A 17,846-nucleotide genomic window follows, 5' to 3' on the forward strand; every position below is an offset into this window, starting at 1 on the left:
TGATAAATAACCAGTAAAATAATGTTAATTGATGAGAAGATAGTTGAAGTAGGCCCGCTGAAATGGTTTTATCGGGAAACAAATCCGGTTAACGAAACTGGTAAACCGCCCGTACTGCTGCTGCACGGTTTGCCGTCCCAGAGTTTTACCTGGACTGTAATGATGCCGGATTTGGCTGCACAGGGATTTAGATCGATCGCCCCAGATTGGGTGGGTTACGGGCGATCGACCAAACCAGACAAGCGCGACTTTGCCTACACTCCCGATGCTTTTGTTGACGCCCTCGCTGGCTTTATTAAAGCTATAGAATTAGAGCGCTTTTCCCTCGTGGTCCAAGGATTTTTAGCTTCAGCCGGCATTCAATACGCTTTACGCAATCCCGATAAAATTGAGCGTTTAGCCATCATAAATACACCAGTTTCAGCAGATATAAAATTGCCTTGGAAAATGCAGCAGTTGGGGCTGCCTTTTATTGGCGACATGATGACTCAAGACCCGCTTTTGGTTGACAGAACTCTAGAAGGTGGCAGCCGCCAGACAATATCAGACAAGGATTTAGATGTTTACCGTCGCCCGTTTTTGAAGAGTTCGGATGCAGGTCGATCGCTGATGAATACAGTCCGCAATATTCAATTGCCGCAGTCTATGGCCGAAATTGAATCCGGCTTGAAAGCATGGACTCGACCAACTTTATTTGTGTGGGGTTTGACAGATCCTTGGCTGAGTGTTGAACCTGCTAAAAAGCTAGTCGCTTCCCTGCAAAATGCAGAGTTAGTCACACTGGAACAAGCGGGGCATTATCCTCAAGAACATTGGTCAGAAAAAGTTGGCGATGCTGTGATAACTTTTCTGCGCCGCCAGGAGGTAAAATAATATTTTGTACATAACTCTCGGTGCTAGGTCAGTGAACCAGCTCCTCGCCGAGCTGCATTTCCAGGCAGAGCCTGAGAACGAGAAATCTAAAATCTAAAATCTAAAATCGATATGACTCGTCCCCGTTCAATTTTTGCCTTGATGATGGCGTTTTTGATGGCATTTCTGGTTAGTTGCAGCAGTGTCGAAGCAAAAGTTCCAACGACTTACACAGCAGCCCAGACCCAGCAAATTCAGCGCTATGTTCCTACCCTGACCGAGTTCCGATCGCGCATGGATAAATTGGGCACTCTAATTCAACAACGGAATTGGATTGATACCAGAACTTACATTCACGGGCCTCTAGGCGACTTGCGGAACACCATGAAAACCGTCTCTGCGAGTTTGTTGCCTAGTGCTCAACAACAAGCTGTTGATTTAACTAAGAGTTTGTTTACCGATTTGGTTAACATTGATCTTGCTGCTAAAGAGCTTGACTATGCAAAAGTCACGGCCAGCTATCAGAAAGCTGTCAATGATTTTGATACCTTCTTGCAGCTAATTCCTAAAGCTTAATAGCTTTAGGGCTTTGTAGGCTTGGCAATTGATGGGTGTCAAATTAAGACTGAAACCCATAATAAATATCGCTTGTAGTCGAGTCTAGATCCCCCCTAACCCCCCTTAGTAAGGGGGGGACAAGAGTATTCAAACTCCACCTTAAAAAGGGGGGCAGAGCATTCAAAGTCAACCCCTACTCCCCTGATTAAGGGGGATTTAGGGGGATCGAGACTTTGACACAAACGATAAATAACAACAGAGGGTTTTACTGTTAATTTGACACGTTTTACGCTCAGAAGCCTACGAAAAACTTCTATAAAATCTAAAATCTAAAATCTAAAATCTAAAATTGAATGGTTCGCGTTGCAATTATTGGTTGCGGTATTATTGGGGCTTCGATCGCCTTTGAACTAAGTCAATTTCCCGAACTGAAAGTTACTGTGTTCGACAAACAGCCGCCGGCACAAGGTTCTACTGGCGCCGCACTCGGTGTTTTGATGGGAGTTATCAGCCACAAAACTAAGGGTAGAAATTGGCATTTGAGGGAAACCAGCCTTCAGCGCTACGAAACTTTGATTCCTGAATTGGAAGCAGTTACGGGGCGAAAAATTCCTTTTAACAAACAGGGAATTTTAATGCTTTGTTCGGAGGGAGAGGATTTAAGTAAGTGGGAAAAGTTGATAGCCACTCGCGACTCTCAAGGTTGGCAATTGGAACTTTGGGATGTGGAACGAGTGCGCGATCGCTGCCCTCATCTCTCTTTAAATAATCAGATTATTGCTGCGATTTATTCGCCTCAAGACCGCCAAGTCGATCCGACGGCGCTAACTTTGGCTTTGGTTGATGCTGCTGAACGAAATGGGGTAATTTTTGAGTTTGGGGTGCCCGTTGAAGCAGCGGAGATTGCTGCTAGTTTGGAGTTCGATCGACTAATTGTGTGCGCTGGTTTGGGTTCTGCTGCTGTGACTGCATCCTTAAATCAGTTGGTTGACATTCGCCCGGTGTTGGGACAAGCCCTGCATTTGCGATCGGCCAAGCCTTTAGGAAACCCAGATTTTAGGCCAGTAATTACTTGCGATGACGTTCACATTGTGCCTTTGGGAAATCAGGAATTTTGGGTGGGGGCGACAGTGGAGTTTTCCGAAAATGGCGGGGAAATTCAGGGGAATGCTGATATGTTGGCGCAAGTGATGGCGAGGGCGATCGCACTTTGTCCCGCCTTAGCAGAAGCGGAAATCATCAGGAAATGGTCAGGATTGCGCCCGCGGCCGGAAGGGCGATCGGCCCCAATTATCGAGATGCTTCCCGGTAACGATCGCGTTCTCATCGCCAGCGGCCACTATCGCAACGGTGTTCTGCTAGCCCCTGCAACAGCGCGATCGATTCGAGAAATGATTTTGCAATAATTAACAAATGTTAATACAATCAAGATAGCGACTCATCTCTTACATCAAAAAATGTCCGACAAACCTTTAGGTAAACCCCGCTCTTTGTGGCGAGTAATTTTGCTGTCTGCAGTCAGCTTGCTGCTATATTACGGATGGTACAAATGGATTATTCAAGAAGAATGGCGTCGCTATAACGGCAGCGGTTGGTCGGGAACCCTTTGCTTGCTTCCCTTTGTTTTAGGAGTAGCCGTCCCTCAAGCTTTGCGGATATTCGACCCTGACGTTCCCGGATGGTTTGGTTGGTTTTCCTTGCTGGGTATTGCTTGGATTTACATCGTGCAGTTCAAACTTTACAAGACAGTTAACGAATTGTACCGCCAAGAAGGAATCAAAGAACCCCTAACAGTTTGGTGGCTTTTTGTACCAGGTTTAAATTTAGTTGTCGGCTTGCGACAAATTCACTTTTTGAGCCAGTTTTGGGCGAGAAAACAGGGAATTGAAGTTACGGATAACTTAGCCGAAAGTATTCCTTTTCTGTCAGCTAACGCTTAAGGGGAAACTTTTCGCACTGATATCATAAGTTTGTAGGGTGCGTCAGTAATCATAGCTCTATTTTCCAATCATTTAGCTGACGGACGCACCCTACAAGTTTATACTAAGACCAAAAAGTGGTTGGACGCGCGAAGAATTATGGCGCTAAGATGCGCCTCGGCGCACCTTAGATAATTAGGTTCTGCATCCATGAGTAAATTACCAGAACCGATTCGGCAAATCCGCCAAAATGAGTTTGAGTTCCGGTTCATTAACCCGCTTAATTGCTTTAGGAATACTTACCCACTGCCGCTTTCTCTTGCTAGCTTCCGGCCAATTTTCTAGAACTGCTTGGACTTCCATTAAAAATACTTCTACCTGACAAGTATAGCCGGATTTTTGATACTCGTAAGTTCCCAGCAAATCCGGGAACACTTTACCCAACAAACCTGCTTCTTCCCAAGCTTCCTTGGCAGCGGAATCTTGGGGAGTCATATCAGTTTCAATTAATCCTTTGGGAATCACCCAGCGCTTGCTAGCCGAAGAAGTAATCAGCATTACTTCAATTTGTCCGTCTTGAATGCGATAGGGAATTACCCCCGATTGATCAACCAGTAAAGCGATTTTTATACTCATAATTTCTGCATATTTCTGGCTGCAAAAGCTGCTGTAACCTCATGAAGGGTTTACAACTAAAAAATAAAAACAGCATCCTGATTCTCGACAATTGCAAAGTTGAGATAGCAATAAAGTGGATAATAAACATATTTGGCTTTTCCTGCTTGTCGAAAAGAGGAAATTCCCATGCACTGCCACTGAACAATAATATTATTATAATAACCAGGTGCAATCCTCTACCGACAAGCAGATAAAAGCCGATCGCCAATATCTGCCTTTACCTGGGCCGGTATGGGGTTTTACACCTAATCTTTCTTCGCCTTAGCCTCCAAATTTTCCATCCGACTCCTCAAATCTTGATTCTCCTTTTTCACCTGGTCTAATTCCTCCCGCAACTGCTTGACCGCTGCATCAGAACCAGCATTTTTCTGCACTCTTTGCACAGCTTCATCAGCCATGCGGCGGACGCGGCCATCGGGAGTTTGGTCAGCTAAAGAACGCAAAATGCGAATTGCTTTGCGAGTTTGCATTTGTCCTAATCCCGCTACTACAGAGACTTGAGTCAAGAAAAACGTCTCTTTAGATAATTCTGCCAATCGCTGCAAAATCCGTTCTAAATTGACCTTCGTTTGACCACTCGAAATTGTGCCCAAAGCTCGAATTGCAGCCAAGCGCAAAGCTTGCGGAGTACCGGCGGCTGTGTATTTCAAAATTAGATTCAGCGCATCTTCAGAAGTTTTCATCTGGGCCAAACCTGCGATCGCACCCGATCGCACTACCTCATTCCACCCCTGACGCTCTTTCAGCACCAATTTTAACTCTTTGAGTACCTGTTCGTCGGTTGGTTTTTCGTCGGGGTTAGCTGCTGAGATTCCGCCAATAGCAGTCGCTGCTGCTGCTTCTACATAATAGCTGTCGTCGCCTTTTTCGACGATCGATCTCAGCGCTTTATAAGTTTCGTGAGTTTGGATTTTACCCAGCGCATTCACCACAGCGCGACGAACACGAGCATCTTTATCTTTTAAACCACTTACTAAACCTTCAAAAACTTGGTCTAGTTTAATTTCAACTAACTGACCGGCAACTTCGGCCCGTACTGCCCAGAACGGCTCTTTCTTGAGAACTTCTGACAGCGTTTTCACCGCTTCCAGTCCTCCCTTTTTCGCCAAAGCTTGGGCAGCATAAATCCGCGAAACCGGGTCGGGATCGAACTGCAACTGAGCTTTGAGTTCCGCCATTCCATACTCTAAAACAACAGTTTTTAAGTATTTATTGCCGACATCAAAACTGATAAAAGCAGGCTTATTTTCGAGAGGGAAATAGAAGCTTTGCTCGCGCTCATGCACTCGGACTGTGAAATTTTTTAGGTTCGAGGTTGAAGGTACCGAACTGTCATCGTCTGCTTCTTTTTCCGGCTTGTAACCGAAGCCGATCGGTATTTTTAGATCGAATACATCTTTGCTGTTGCCGTTGCCGTTGCCGTTGCCATTTTTGCTGTCTTTTACCTGAGTTTGCGTTACAGTAACTTTGGCTAGTTTGTTATCTCCGTCCCAAGAATAAGCAACCTTATAATCTGGATGACCGCCACGATAAACGTACTGGTCAAACAAAAACATGAGATTGCGACCAGTAGCTTTTTCTATCGCCCTGAGCAAATCGATGGTTTCTACAGTTTTGTGAGCGTTATCCCGCACAAAAGTGTGAATTGCTTTATAAAATAATTCGTCGCCCAACTCGGCGCGAATCATGTGATAAACGCAAGCACCTTTTTCGTACAAATGGCGATCGTACAATTCAATGGCTTCGCGGTAAACGTGAGTAACGATCGGGCGCCGATAGCGGGAACTGTCTTCCGCTAAATAATTGCGGGCTTCATTTAACATATAGTAAGCCGCTTCTTCTTTGCCGTATTCTTTGTCAGTCCACAGCACCTCAGAATAAGAAGCCATACCTTCTTTCAGCCAAGCGTGAGACCAATGTTTAATTACTACTAAATCACCGAACCACTGGTGAGCCAATTCGTGGGCAACTAAGCTTTCAGTGCCACGATTGTCGAGGCTGGCGCGTTCGTCTAACAAACACCTATCTGTCAGCAAAGTTGTCGAAGTATTTTCCATACCGCCGAAGATGAAATCATCGACGCAGACTTGAGCGTATTTGGGAAAAGGGTAAGGATAGCCAAATGCTTTAGAGAAGAATTCAATCATTTGAGGCGTTTTCCCCATGCTGCGCTTAGCGTCTGCTTCGCGGCTTCTTTCCACGTAATAATTAACTGGTTTGCCGTTCCATTCGTCTTTGATTTCGGCAAAATCTCCGACTGCTAAGGTCATTAAATAAGTCGGGTGTACCTGGGTTTGCGACCAGTGATAAATTTTATCGTCGCCGTCGTTTTTTGTACTAATTAATTCGCCGTTGGAAATAGCAAATAGTTCTCTCGGAACTTGGACTCTAATTTCTGAAGTAGCGAGTTGGCCAGGATAGTCGAAACAGGGAAACCAGAAGCGGGAATCTTCGTCTTCGCCTTGAGTCCAAACTTGTGTTGGTTTGTCTGGATAGTGTTTGTCCGGGCCGACGAAATAAAGGCCGCGCTGGGGTTTTTCGACCGAGTATTCGATCGCAATTGTAATTGGTTGGTAAGCTTCTGTTGGTTCGTGTAGTTGAATTTGCAGAACTTCGCCATCGCTGTCGAAATTTTGCTCAAGTTCGCCGACTTTTACTGATTTAATATTCAGGTTTACCGCATCTAAGGTTAATTTGTCAATACCGCTGCGGACTGGATTGATGCGGATGCTACAAGTGCCATGAAAGCTTTGTTTGGGAATATTCAGCACTAAGTCGAGGAAAATGTGCTCTACTTGACCAGGGCGATCGGGGTTGTAGTGGGGTCTGGCACCGGGCATCTCGAAGGATTTGTGACCGTTTTCAGAATCAAAGTAAGTGTATGACATTGTGATGGCAAAGTTGTGAGTCGATCGGCGATCGCTGGCAGCGCAGATCCGGCTGAACTGCCAGCTTATTTATAGAGTAGCGCGTCCTAGCTGCTGTTGTCGCTAACTTGTTAAAAACTGGGTCGAGCGTTGACGGGATGGAAAATATGATTTTTTCGCTACAATATCAGCAAGGTTAATGTCTGCAATCATCAGCCTGTAATTGAAATTCAGAGGGAAATCTGTATGACAGCTACACTATCAGTTCCCAATGCCATCGAGTCTTGGCTTGGCGACGAAGCCGAAGACTTACTCACCCATCAAGCAAAAGTTTCTAAAGATTTGTTGCACTTGCCGGGCCCGGATTGGGTCGATCGCATTTTTGCTCACACCGATCGCTCTCCTCAAGTTTTGCGATCGCTTCAGCAACTCTATTCTAGCGGACGCTTGGCCAATACTGGCTATTTATCTATCCTGCCAGTAGACCAAGGAATCGAACACTCGGCCGCCGCTTCTTTTGCACCGAATCCCATCTATTTTGACAGCGAAAATATCATTAAATTAGCAATTTCGGCTGGCTGCAATGCTGTCGCGACAACCCTGGGAGTTTTGGGAAGCGTATCTCGCAAATACGCGCATAAAATCCCTTTTATTGTCAAGCTAAATCACAACGAGTTGCTAACTTATCCCAATCAATTCGACCAAATAATGTTTGCTTCAGTGGAGCAAGCTTGGAATTTGGGAGCAACAGCAGTCGGAGCAACAATTTATTTTGGTTCCCCGGAATCGACGCGACAAATCCAAGAAGTCAGTCAGGCTTTTGCTCACGCTCACGAATACGGAATGGCGACTATTCTGTGGTGCTATCTCCGCAACGATATCTTTAAACAAGACAAAGATTATCACGTTGCCGCCGATTTAACAGGGCAAGCAAATCACTTGGGAGTGACAATTCAAGCTGACATTATCAAGCAGAAATTGCCCGAATGCAATAACGGTTACGAAGCTGTTGCTAAAGCTAGTGGTCACAGTTACGGCAAAACCGATAAGCGTGTTTATTCGGATTTGACAACGGATCACCCGATCGATCTAACTCGCTATCAAGTGCTCAACTGTTATGCGGGAAGGATGGGTTTAATTAACTCCGGCGGTGCTTCCGGGAAAAGCGATTTTGCAGAAGCAATTCGCACGGCGGTAATCAACAAGCGCGCTGGCGGCTGCGGCTTAATTTCCGGCCGCAAAACTTTTCAGCGTCCTTTTGAAGAAGGCGTAAAATTGTTCCACGCCATTCAAGATGTTTATTTGTCGCCAGAAATCTCGATTGCCTAAAAATTTACCGCACAGAGATTGGCCTCAAGATCACAACCTAAACCTAGGGTGCCGTAGGCGCACAAATCTCTCTAAACGTAGGGTGCACACTCTGCACCTTACGTGATTAAAATTCCTTAATATAAGTTGCAACTTAGCTGTAATATTAATACGAGCTGAAAATATATAGAGACACAGTATAGAATTTAAAAATGCCCCACAGCCTTGTTTTAAACCTGCTGCCAGTTGCACCAATTCCATCCCAGTTTTTAACGGGGCGGCATCTCCACGCTTTGTTTTTGAACCTTGTGAGTGCTGTAGATAGCGATTTGAGCGCCTACCTGCACGATCAATCTCATGAAAAAGCTTTCACTTTAAGCCCGTTTCAAGTAAGCAGAAAAGAGGCTTACAAAAGCAGCACACCCCAGCCACAGAAGAGAGTTTTGCCTCCGGCTTCCCGCACCATTTCGCAGGCTGTACAGTGGGAACACAAGCAAGCAATTCAGGAAAATACGCCGATTTGGTGGCGAATTTCTCTGCTGGATGACGGTTTGTTCGATCGCCTAACTCAACTTTGGCAGCAACTTAATTTCGAGCGCCCTTGGCATCTCGGGCCGACAAATATATACATTACTAATATTTTGAGCGAACCGCAATCAAGCCAGCCTTGGGTCAACTTTTGTACTTACGCCGAATTGTTCGATAGAGCTTCGGAAACTGAGCGTCAAATTGCTTTTAGTTTTTGCACTCCTACTAATTTTCGGCAAGGTGTATACGATAGTGCTATGCCCACTCGTGAGAGTATTTTTGGCAGTTTAGCTAATCGCTGGAACAAGTACAGCACGATTGCGATCGAGCCTACTTTCACAGAAGCTATTTTTCCCAGTTTCTTCGATATCCAAACCGAAGTTTGTACAGATTCTCGCAGTAAATTTATTGGCTGCGTCGGCGATATTAGTTACCGAATTATGGGAGATATAGCTCCTGCTACTATCAAGCAAATTAACACTTTAGCCGATTTTGCGCTTTATAGCGGAGTCGGGCGAAAAACGCCGATGGGAATGGGAATGACGCGCCGATTGCAGGTTTTTTAATTATTCACTTTTGGGCTGAATTTCACTGACTATTTCATAAACATTTGTGTCTGGTATTTTCGCAAACAAAGGCGTCATCTGCTTCAAGATTTCCTGATAAGCTTCGCTTTGATTGGCTGCCATATCTTCTACGCTTTCCCAAAAAATGATGGCAATACCTTTGTCTGTATTGGGCAATTGCAGCAGGTATGCTCCCTTAAAACCTGTGGCATAAGTTGCCACGGCTTTTTCAAAAAGTTGTTCTGCCGCTTCAAATTTTCCGGGTTTAAATTCGCCAATGGCAACGTAGGCAAACTGATGTCTGAGAAAGTCTAGAAATTCTGACATATCTTTTTCCTCACTTAATAGCGATACAGCAAGTTATATTTTACCCGATTGCCCGAAATTTGTGAACTGCACAGGTTGGATTTTCGCGCTTAGCTCATCGGCGGATTTATTAATTACACGTAACTGCGATCGCCATTCAAATAGAAACTTTTTGAGTCAGGCGGCTGGAATCTTGATTAAATAAACTATTGAAGGGCGGAGTTTATACGTTCAAAATCCTAGGTACGCCGGAGCGACTTCTAGCGCTAACACAAGGTAAAGCTGCTGATAACCCAATTATTTTGGTGACTGCGAGCATACACAAAGCCGTAAAAAGTAGCCAGTCAAAAGCGGTTTTTTGCAATAACCCTATTGAATTATTTAAAACTTACCTGTAAAAATTATAACAGAGCCATACAAATAAAGTAAACAGCCAGCTCAAACAAATGAAAAAAATATTAGTAATTGAAGACGATAACTTAATCCGAGAAACCGTATTAGAACTTCTGGAATCGCGCGGTTTTGAAGCTGTCGGCGCGGAAAATGGAAAAGTTGGTATCCAGTTAGCTGCCAAAATTCCCGATTTAATTTTATCTGATGTCATGATGCCGGAACTCGACGGTTTTGAAGTATTCGCAGCCGTGCGATCGCACCCTGCAACCGCCAGCATTCCGTTTATTTTTATGACAGCCTCCGAAATGGAAAAAGCCCTGGAACTTAAAGCAGACGGCTATCTCAAAAAACCTTGCAGCGTCGCAGCAATGCTCGGGGCGATCGCCACTCAACTAGAAAAACCGACAGTTACCAACCCACCACATCAAAAAGTACAGGACAATTCTGCGCCATCAAATCTTAGCTTGCGCGCCCCGAACCAAAAATCTCGGTTTGAGATTGTCTCGGTTTGCTGGCAATGACACTCACAGTAACGTTATTGATACATAAGTTGAGGGAATTTCAAATTGGTTCCCCCCAGGGGTGGCTTAGACTGGGTATGTTGAATTTGGTTAAATATTTATGAACGCACAACCCAAAGGCCGCCTAGTTTGGAACCACTCTACCCACCTTCCCGGTTTGATACCAATTTTAGAGCGCCTCACGCTAAAAATCGGCATTCAAACAGTAACTCCGGGCGTCATCAACAAAGTTAAAGGACACATCCCCCGCATGACATTAAGAGTGTCAGTACCCATCCGCGGGGGATTTAAAATCATCGCCAGACAGGGCAAAACCGTACAAGAAGTCTTTATATTAACGACTCTCACTCAAGGGGACTTGGAAGAGACCATCGCCCAAACCCTACCCAAGTGACAATATTTTCTTAGCAAGCAAAGCCCGGGCTTTCACCGAAGTAGTTTCATCGGTTTGGGTGATTTCCTCAAGTCTGGCCGAAACTTCCGCTAACCAATCCGGTTTAACAGTCGCAGCAGCCGCCAAAGCTTGCAAACCCCCCGCTGCTGCGTAGCGAACCACCCATTCTGGATCGCGGGACGCTTGCAGTAGCGTTTTCACAGCGCGAAGTTGAGCATCTGCAATTTCTTCTGTGGGCATCAATTCCCAGCAAATCGTCCCCAAACCCCTAACCGCCGCCCGCCGCACGCTCAAAGCAAAGTCATTCGCCGCTGCATCGAGCAAAATCTCCAAACCCCTGGGGTCGCCAATTCCCGCCAAAGCCCGAACAGCCCAAGCTCTCGCCCCGTAATTGTAGCCGTCAAGCTGTTCTAGAAGCGGCAGCACCGCAGCTTCTCCGAGTTTAATCAGCCCATCAACGGCTGCAACAGCAGCGCCTGGGTTGTTGTAACCGAGCACTGTAATTAAGGTAGGAATTGCTTGTTTTGAGGAAGCTGCCGCCAGTGCTTTGACTGCGTTTAACAAGCCTTCGGAAGAATCTGCTTGTTCGACAGCCTGAATTAGTTCTAATGCCATTTATTTGTAAGCTTTACCGTGACCATTTTAATTGTAGGTTGGGTCGATCGCGCGATCGAACTTTTTGCAACCTCACCCACCAACATTCTCATCAAAATAGGTAGGGACACAGCTCTGCTGTGTCCTGCCTAAAATACAGATATGCCGTAGGAACACAGCACTGCTGTGTCCTGAATATACTGTGTCATAAATATACGGCAGACAATTGATAATAGCTACAGCAATCCTATTTTAGTTGTGAACTAATTTTTTTAAAGTAAACTATCCATTAAATCCATAACTTGGATAGCTTCATCTGACAAAGATAGAGATTCTTGTTGATTGAGGTGATGCTCCAAAACTCCTTTGAGCGCAATCAATTTCAGGCTATTTTCTGCTAAAGTTTCAGAAATAGCTTGCGCTCCCGGCAAATAGCCGATCGCCCCCAAGTCCATCAAAGCCGATCGCCTCAACTGCAAATTATCCCCATTCAAAGCACTTACCAACCGCTCTCCATAAACCCGCTCACCAGTTAACTGATACATCGCCCGCGCCGCAGCGTACTGCACCCGCTCCACAGAATGTTCCAAAAAAGGTGAAATTAGCGGTATTGCTTCTGTCGCTTTCAGCGTTCCCAAAGCTTCAATTACCGAGTCGTAAGGTTGCACGAGGTGGGATTTTCCTGGCACTCGCACAGCGACAGCTACGCCCCCATCCAATAGCTTCATTAGTGGCTCAATAGAATCACGACCTCCCAACATTTCTAGAGCTTGAGCCGCCGCTTCCCTCACGTAATAATCGGCGCATTCCAAACAGCGAATCAGGGCCGGCAAGGCTTGTTTGTCGCTCAATTTACCCAGAGCCCGTGCCGCATTTCGTAATAAAGAATAGTCGCCAATTTTTGTTTGTTCTGACTCTTCTTCCAATGCGGCAATTAAAGCTGCAATAGCTGCAGGTTCCTTGACTCGAAATCTGCCAATCCACCACGCAGCATAATACCGGAGACTGTAATCTTGGGAGTGCAAATTTGCGATCGCCTGTTCAACAGTTAAAGACTCGCCCTCAGCTACACCCGCCGGCGGTGAGTCGGATTCGTAATAATTCATAGTCATTAGTTATTAGTTATTATAGCAATCCTTGCAGGAGTCGTAAACTTTTTACCCCACCCCAACCCTCCCCTTATCAAGGGGAGGGAGTAAGAAATTCACAAATGATGCGAGGATTGCTATAGTTGTTAGTTATTCGGCTATTGAAATCGCTGCTACCCAGACAAAACCTGCAAGGAAACTTGGCGATTAAAATCGCTACTAAACAGACAAAACCCGCCTGGGCGGGTTACATTAACTCTTAGTCCGCTTGGAGTGGACTTTGTTTGTCTAGGAGCGATTTTCATCGCCCCTTCTAGCTTATCTAGGAGCGATTTTCATCGCCCCTCCCACCCAACTATTGGTGATCACCAGATGATTCATGGGATGACTCATGGGATGATTCTGCACTCGCGTTTAAAGGATGAATGCTGACAATTTTCCCGCCCATGCGAGTAATCCGCTGCATTTCTTGATTCATCCGATTGTAAGGCACGGTGATAAATGTACTCGCGCTCGATCGAATCGAATAATCCACATTATCTGTTTCATCGCTTTGGCGCAAGCCGACAACTTCATACCGAAAGCAGCGACCAGCCGAAGCTGTATTGCCACTTTTTCCAGCTACAATTTGACCCAACATAAGCTTCTTGGTAATTGGTGATTCTGACTGTTGACTGTTGACCCTTCGACTTCGCTCAGGGCATCGCTGTTGACTGTTGACTGTTGACTGTTGACTGTTGACTAAAAGCTAGTAACTGCCAACTGCCAAGTGCCAACTGCCAACTGACTAAATTGCAGTAATGCTGGCGATTTTCCCGCCCATGCGTTGAAATTTCTGCATTTGCGAGGACAACTCCTCAACAGGTACGATGAAAGCCTTGCTGCTGCGGCGCACGCTGGGATAGCCGCCCGTGCGAATACCCGAAACTTCCACGCGCACCAGCCGCCCTTCTTTGCCGTAAGCAGCAGCGCCGCCGAAAGTGCTGCTGGGAGTTACGTTTCTAGCAGAAGGCCGATATGCCCAACCTTCGTTACCGCCAGAAGGCCCAACTACAGCCGTAGCGCTGTTAGTGCCGAGTTCGACAGCTAAGCGAGAGTTATTGCCTTCTAGTTGAGATGTATCGCTGTTTGCATAGCCGCGATACAGGCGGAACATCCGGGTAAAACCAACGGTTTTTTGACCACGCTGGGTGTTAAAGCCGCGGTAGTAAGGTACGATACTTTCGCCGAAGTTTTCTTGATACTCTACTGAATCGATGTAAGAATCAATATCAGCGTCGTAGCCTTGTGTTTGGTACAAATCTAAGTGTTCAACTACTTCAGATTCGTCGTAGGGAGCGCGACCGAGCAAGTGTTTGTAGTTTAGTTCGATCGTCCGAGTTTGGAAGCTGTTGTAGAAAAACTTGGTTTTGTACAGTTCTGACTTAGCTACAGCGCGTACAAATTCTCGTACCGTCAAACTGCCGTCCCGCAGCAAAGACTCGGAACTTGTAAGTCGCTCGGATTTCATTAAATAGTCGTTGCCCAGCACCTGACGGTAAACCGCACGAATCACAGTTTCAACGTCGTCTTTGCTGTAGTTCGGGCGCAGTTCTACCTTCGGCGCATCGCTCAATGCGGATGTTCCCAGTCTGGACGCTGCTGTCGTAATCGCCACCAGATTTTCTCCTAAATTATTAATGACAAAAGTTTAATGCTTGGTTGCACTTGAAATTTTTAGGACTAAGGATAATATGCCTCAAAGTAGGGTGTGCACTGCACACCTTACCTCTACACATAAAATTGAAGAATTTTTTAGCCTTAGTCCTAATTTGCTAAAGACGTTTCAAAAAAACGTCTTTACAAACTTTAAGCTGTGGTAATACTTACCACTTTGCCGCCACATTTGTTGATTTGCTGTAAGCGGCTCGAAAGTTGCTCGTAAGGCACGAGATATTCGGTAGTTGTCCGCCGCACTTGAGGCGAAAACTTAGCCGCACCTTGCATTGCGGTGACTCGGTAGAGTTGGTCGCGAGAACCGCCGGAAGTACCGCCAAGGGCTTTTCCGGTGGAGGCTGTGTGTATCGGCGAAGCCATATTTCTCGCTACTTCCCAAGTCAGCCGGGCTTGGGTTTGGTTTTGCGATCGATCGCTAGAAGCAAAACCCCGGTACAATTGAAACATCCGGTTAAAACCGACGGTTTTTTGACCTCTTTGGGTCGCGAAACCGCGATAGTAAGGCACTATACTGTCGCCAAAATTTTCTTCATACTCAACTGAGTCAATGTAAGAATTGATTTCAGCTTCGTAGCCTTCTGCATTGTACAAATCAACGTGGAAAGCAATTTCCGACTCGTCGTAAGGAGCGCGACCCAACAAATGCTTATAATTAAGCTCAATTAACCGCGTTTGCGAGTTCGGATAAAAAAACTTTTTCCGATAAGTTTCGGAATGTGCAATTGACCGCACAAAATCTTTCACTGAAATCTGCCCTTGCATCAGCAGAGATTCAGCACTGGTAAGTCGTTCGCTCGACATTAAATACTCGTTGCCGAAAACTTGGCTGTAAGCAGCGCGAATTACTGCTTTAGCATCGTCTTGCGTCCAGTGGGGGCGCAGTTCTACTCGTCCCGCTTCTTCAAATGCTTTTATTCCCAACCGTTCTGCTGCACCTAATCCCGCCATCTTCGCTTCTCCCTTTTTTGCTTTAAAAACTGAAAACTGCTTAAAAAAAGTATTTGCAAAACTAGGCTTCGATCGCAGATGCCCGGAATTCTAAACAACCGCTAACACTTAAGCTAACAGCAGCTTACAATTCCGGGCATCACGCAAATCTAGCTCAGAGCGTTGATTGCGTAGTCGATGTAGGAATTCGCTTCAGTTGCAGCGTCGCCACTCAGACCGTGGTTGCCTTTGATGTACTTGAGAGCTTCAACGTACCAGCTAGGAGACAATTCAAATGTCCGGTTGATTTCGTCAACACCTGCAATCAGGTACTCGTCCATTGGACCGGTGCCGCCTGCAACTAAGCAGTAGGTTACCATCCGCAGGTAGTAGCCGATGTCGCGAGAGCACTTGGCTTTACCGGTTGGGGTAGAAGCGTAGTTAGGGCCTTGCATTTGTTGTGTGTACGGGAATTTGTTGTACACAGCTTGAGCTGCACCGTCGATCAAGCGCTGAGAGTTGGCGGTCAAAGCCTTAGCTGCTTCCAAACCTGCTGCTGCTTGGCGGAAACGTCCGAAGGCGACTTGCAGTTCAGTGCTGCTCAGGAAACGGCCTTGAGAATCGGCTGCGGTTACTGCTTCAGTCAAAGGGGTTTTCATTGTTCTGGTTTCTCCCTAATGTTGTGTTGTTTTTGTACAAAAATGATTGTTTGCAAAAATGCGATGCTCGCTTCTTTACAAGAAAGGTTCGCTTGGCTATTTTTAGCCGACTGCATTGGCTGCGCGGTCGAAGTAGCTGCCGATTTCAGACATCAGCGAGCTGCAATCACCACGGGTAACACCGTTGGGGTCGTTAGCGATCGCGATCGCTGCTTCTTTCATTTTTTGCACGCCGGCTGCAACTGAGCCACCGGGAACTCCCAGAGCTTGGTATGTTTCACGCAGACCGTTCAAGCAGCGGTCGTCCAAAACGCTGGCGTCGCCTGCAAATGTTGCATAGGTGACGTAGCGCAAGATGATTTCCATATCGCGCAAGCAAGCTGCCATGCGGCGGTTGGTGTACGCATTGCCACCAGGAGCGATCAGTTGAGGCTGTTCAGCGAACAGGGTGCGAGCTGCATTGGCTACGATGCTGGATGCGTTGCCGGTGATGCGGTTTACTGCGTCAATCCGCTTGTTGGCGTCGGAAACCATGCTGCTGAGAGCATCTAGTTGACCCTGAGCTAGAAATTCGCCCCGAGCGTCAGATTGGGAAACCACTTTTGTAAATGCGTCAAACATGAAAGAACTCTCCTATTTGAGTTAATTGAGTTTGGTTGCGGTATAAAACCGTTAAGTTAAATTTGTTCAGGCTACGAGTGCCTGCAAGGGTTGAAATTTGATGCCAGCTAATCTGCTGGTCCCATCGATCTCTCCCTTTCCGCTACCTGCACTATTGTTACATTGCAACGGAGGTTTAAGAAACCTTAGAAAATTTTACACCTTTTATGAGATGCGACAAACCTTGTCAATCAGGGTTTTTGTTAACTTTGGCCTGTCGTTTCAACCCTCTGATAATCTTTATACAATGCTCGCCTGCGTTTGTTTATTACAAATTATTACAGAAACTTATCTCTCTAAGAAGGTAAATATTTGGGGTGCAAGTACGGGCAAATCTCCTTCCTAGGGTAGATGCGCGAGGGTACTCATAAACGAAGAGTTTGCTTCGATCGCCCTGCTGTGGCGGTAGAACCCCCCCGAACCGTCCCGTGGGCTGATCGCCTTTGTTGGCTTTCTCTGGAAAAGCGGAATTGTTAAGAAGTATTAAGTAAATTAAAGTTTTCGTAAAAGAAGGCTGGGGAATAGGGAAAAAACCAAAAATTCTGCCCAATGTCAGGAGGCCTGCAAAATTCGGTGTGGGAAAAATCCAAAAGATTGTGAACCCCCTCGCCACAGCCTCAGCTTTTACCAGAACTATCAGCATTGAGTGAGTAAACTCAGCCGTTGGAAGTTGAAATACCGGGCCCGGTATTTCATAACGCGGGGATGCTTGGTCTGGGGAGTCATTGGATTTGACCCCAGAGGAAGCATCTACTGTTTGTCCTGCAGCGGTTGCAAAAAATACTTTCTTCATCTATCTATCTGTATCTATGTTCTGCTTCCCACAGGCTAGTCCCACGCAAGCGTGTGGCAAGCTGAGCATTGTGGAGGGTGAGAAAACCAACATAGGCGATCGAGATTTGTTACCGCAGCGCCATTTTTCTTTTAAAATCAAACAATGGGGAATAGATGAGTTCGGATACGCGCGTTTTATTACGTTTTTTTTAAGGTAGTTTTAACCTGCGGCGCACGCTTACATCCCCGGACTAAAGTCATTTTTGCTTTCAGCTTCTTTTCTGTGTAATAGCCGAAAGAATTGCTAATTTTTAGTAGTAAGGTGGATAAGTGCTATCAGCGGTAGGTCTACAAACGGCGCGATCGAGCCGCCAGACGCAGTGAAGTTAAAAGCTTTTTGCTTCCCCGGCATCGAACCGCCCAAAACGAGTCGCAAGTTAAACAGTTTTTTACTCAGAACTCAAAACTTAAAACTCTCTCACTGTAATCAGCCAGATGGATCGGCTGTAGCTGTCCGGCCACAACCACCTTTATGCCC

The 17,846-nt window shown here is 46.0% G+C and carries 20 protein-coding genes; 8 read left to right on the top strand and 12 right to left on the bottom strand.

All coding sequences use genetic code 11. From position 1 onward, the window contains the following. Positions 1–21: 21 nt before the first annotated feature. The 4 genes from QUA07_RS17780 (at position 22) to QUA07_RS17795 (ending at position 3,350) form a co-directional block, all read left to right on the top strand. Positions 22–873 (top strand): alpha/beta fold hydrolase, encoded by an 852-nt coding sequence (locus QUA07_RS17780; protein WP_333327350.1) that lies wholly within the window; start codon positions 22–24, stop codon positions 871–873. 111 nt (positions 874–984) lie between these two features. Continuing rightward, positions 985–1,428, top strand: coding sequence for a photosystem II protein PsbQ (gene psbQ, locus QUA07_RS17785; RefSeq protein WP_333327352.1), 444 nt, complete (start codon positions 985–987; stop codon positions 1,426–1,428). A 335-nt stretch (positions 1,429–1,763) separates the two neighbouring features. Continuing rightward, positions 1,764–2,816 (top strand): FAD-dependent oxidoreductase, encoded by a 1,053-nt coding sequence (locus QUA07_RS17790; RefSeq protein WP_333327355.1) that lies wholly within the window; start codon positions 1,764–1,766, stop codon positions 2,814–2,816. Between the two features lie 51 nt (positions 2,817–2,867). After that, positions 2,868–3,350, top strand: a complete 483-nt coding sequence (locus QUA07_RS17795; protein ID WP_333327358.1) for a hypothetical protein — start codon at positions 2,868–2,870, stop codon at positions 3,348–3,350. 198 nt (positions 3,351–3,548) lie between these two features. On the opposite strand, the gene QUA07_RS17800 is transcribed toward QUA07_RS17795, so the two are convergent. Together QUA07_RS17800 and QUA07_RS17805 are read right to left on the bottom strand one after the other, a co-directional pair. Further along, positions 3,549–3,965: an NUDIX hydrolase gene (locus QUA07_RS17800; protein WP_333327361.1), complete on the bottom strand. Its 417-nt coding sequence runs from the start codon at positions 3,963–3,965 to the stop codon at positions 3,549–3,551. Between the two features lie 287 nt (positions 3,966–4,252). Beyond that, the gene (locus QUA07_RS17805; RefSeq protein ID WP_333327364.1) at positions 4,253–6,895 is read right to left on the bottom strand and encodes a M1 family metallopeptidase; all 2,643 of its coding nucleotides are present in this window, start codon (positions 6,893–6,895) and stop codon (positions 4,253–4,255) included. A 225-nt stretch (positions 6,896–7,120) separates the two neighbouring features. Between QUA07_RS17805 and QUA07_RS17810 the strand changes: the two genes are divergently transcribed. Together QUA07_RS17810 and cas6 are read left to right on the top strand one after the other, a co-directional pair. Further along, positions 7,121–8,203, top strand: a complete 1,083-nt coding sequence (locus QUA07_RS17810) for a class I fructose-bisphosphate aldolase (protein WP_333327367.1) — start codon at positions 7,121–7,123, stop codon at positions 8,201–8,203. A gap of 191 nt (positions 8,204–8,394) precedes the next feature. Next, a complete protein-coding gene (gene cas6, locus QUA07_RS17815; RefSeq protein ID WP_333327370.1) occupies positions 8,395–9,276 on the top strand; it encodes a CRISPR-associated endoribonuclease Cas6 in 882 nt (293 codons plus the stop codon). Here cas6 and QUA07_RS17820 read toward each other — a convergent pair whose 3' ends face one another. Next, the gene (locus QUA07_RS17820) at positions 9,277–9,603 is read right to left on the bottom strand and encodes an antibiotic biosynthesis monooxygenase (RefSeq protein WP_006631248.1); all 327 of its coding nucleotides are present in this window, start codon (positions 9,601–9,603) and stop codon (positions 9,277–9,279) included. 425 nt (positions 9,604–10,028) lie between these two features. Here QUA07_RS17820 and QUA07_RS17825 point away from each other — a divergent pair, with 425 nt between their 5' ends. Further along, positions 10,029–10,496 carry a response regulator gene (locus QUA07_RS17825; protein WP_333327373.1) on the top strand — a complete coding sequence of 156 codons (468 nt, stop codon included), beginning with the start codon at positions 10,029–10,031 and terminating at the stop codon, positions 10,494–10,496. A gap of 100 nt (positions 10,497–10,596) precedes the next feature. After that, on the top strand, positions 10,597–10,890 hold the full coding sequence (locus tag QUA07_RS17830) for a DUF2103 domain-containing protein (RefSeq protein ID WP_333327376.1): 294 nt from the start codon (positions 10,597–10,599) through the stop codon (positions 10,888–10,890). Here QUA07_RS17830 and QUA07_RS17835 read toward each other — a convergent pair. The 9 genes from QUA07_RS17835 to QUA07_RS17875 form a co-directional block, all read right to left on the bottom strand. Next, positions 10,879–11,505 (bottom strand): HEAT repeat domain-containing protein, encoded by a 627-nt coding sequence (locus QUA07_RS17835; protein WP_333327380.1) that lies wholly within the window; start codon positions 11,503–11,505, stop codon positions 10,879–10,881. The two genes, QUA07_RS17830 and QUA07_RS17835, sit on opposite strands and share 12 nt — an antisense overlap. 251 nt (positions 11,506–11,756) lie before the next feature. Next, entirely contained in the window at positions 11,757–12,596 is an 840-nt protein-coding gene (locus tag QUA07_RS17840; protein WP_333327383.1) for a HEAT repeat domain-containing protein, read from the bottom strand. A gap of 331 nt (positions 12,597–12,927) precedes the next feature. Then, the gene (locus QUA07_RS17845; protein ID WP_333327386.1) at positions 12,928–13,212 is read right to left on the bottom strand and encodes a phycobilisome linker polypeptide; all 285 of its coding nucleotides are present in this window, start codon (positions 13,210–13,212) and stop codon (positions 12,928–12,930) included. A 147-nt stretch (positions 13,213–13,359) separates the two neighbouring features. Beyond that, entirely contained in the window at positions 13,360–14,229 is an 870-nt protein-coding gene (locus QUA07_RS17850) for a phycobilisome linker polypeptide (RefSeq protein WP_333327389.1), read from the bottom strand. Positions 14,230–14,420: 191 nt separating this feature from the next. Continuing rightward, entirely contained in the window at positions 14,421–15,236 is an 816-nt protein-coding gene (locus QUA07_RS17855) for a phycobilisome linker polypeptide (protein WP_333327392.1), read from the bottom strand. Positions 15,237–15,385: 149 nt separating this feature from the next. Then, on the bottom strand, positions 15,386–15,874 hold the full coding sequence (gene cpcA, locus QUA07_RS17860; RefSeq protein WP_006631256.1) for a phycocyanin subunit alpha: 489 nt from the start codon (positions 15,872–15,874) through the stop codon (positions 15,386–15,388). A 102-nt stretch (positions 15,875–15,976) separates the two neighbouring features. Then, the gene (locus QUA07_RS17865; RefSeq protein WP_333037001.1) at positions 15,977–16,495 is read right to left on the bottom strand and encodes a phycocyanin subunit beta; all 519 of its coding nucleotides are present in this window, start codon (positions 16,493–16,495) and stop codon (positions 15,977–15,979) included. Positions 16,496–16,802: 307 nt separating this feature from the next. Continuing rightward, positions 16,803–17,327, bottom strand: a complete 525-nt coding sequence (locus tag QUA07_RS17870) for a hypothetical protein (RefSeq protein WP_333327394.1) — start codon at positions 17,325–17,327, stop codon at positions 16,803–16,805. A gap of 285 nt (positions 17,328–17,612) precedes the next feature. Then, positions 17,613–17,744, bottom strand: coding sequence for a hypothetical protein (locus QUA07_RS17875; protein ID WP_333327397.1), 132 nt, complete (start codon positions 17,742–17,744; stop codon positions 17,613–17,615). Between the last annotated feature and the right edge of the window lie 102 nt (positions 17,745–17,846).

It is taken from the genome of Microcoleus sp. T3_A4 (assembly GCF_036700465.1).
Classification (GTDB): domain Bacteria; phylum Cyanobacteriota; class Cyanobacteriia; order Cyanobacteriales; family Microcoleaceae; genus Microcoleus.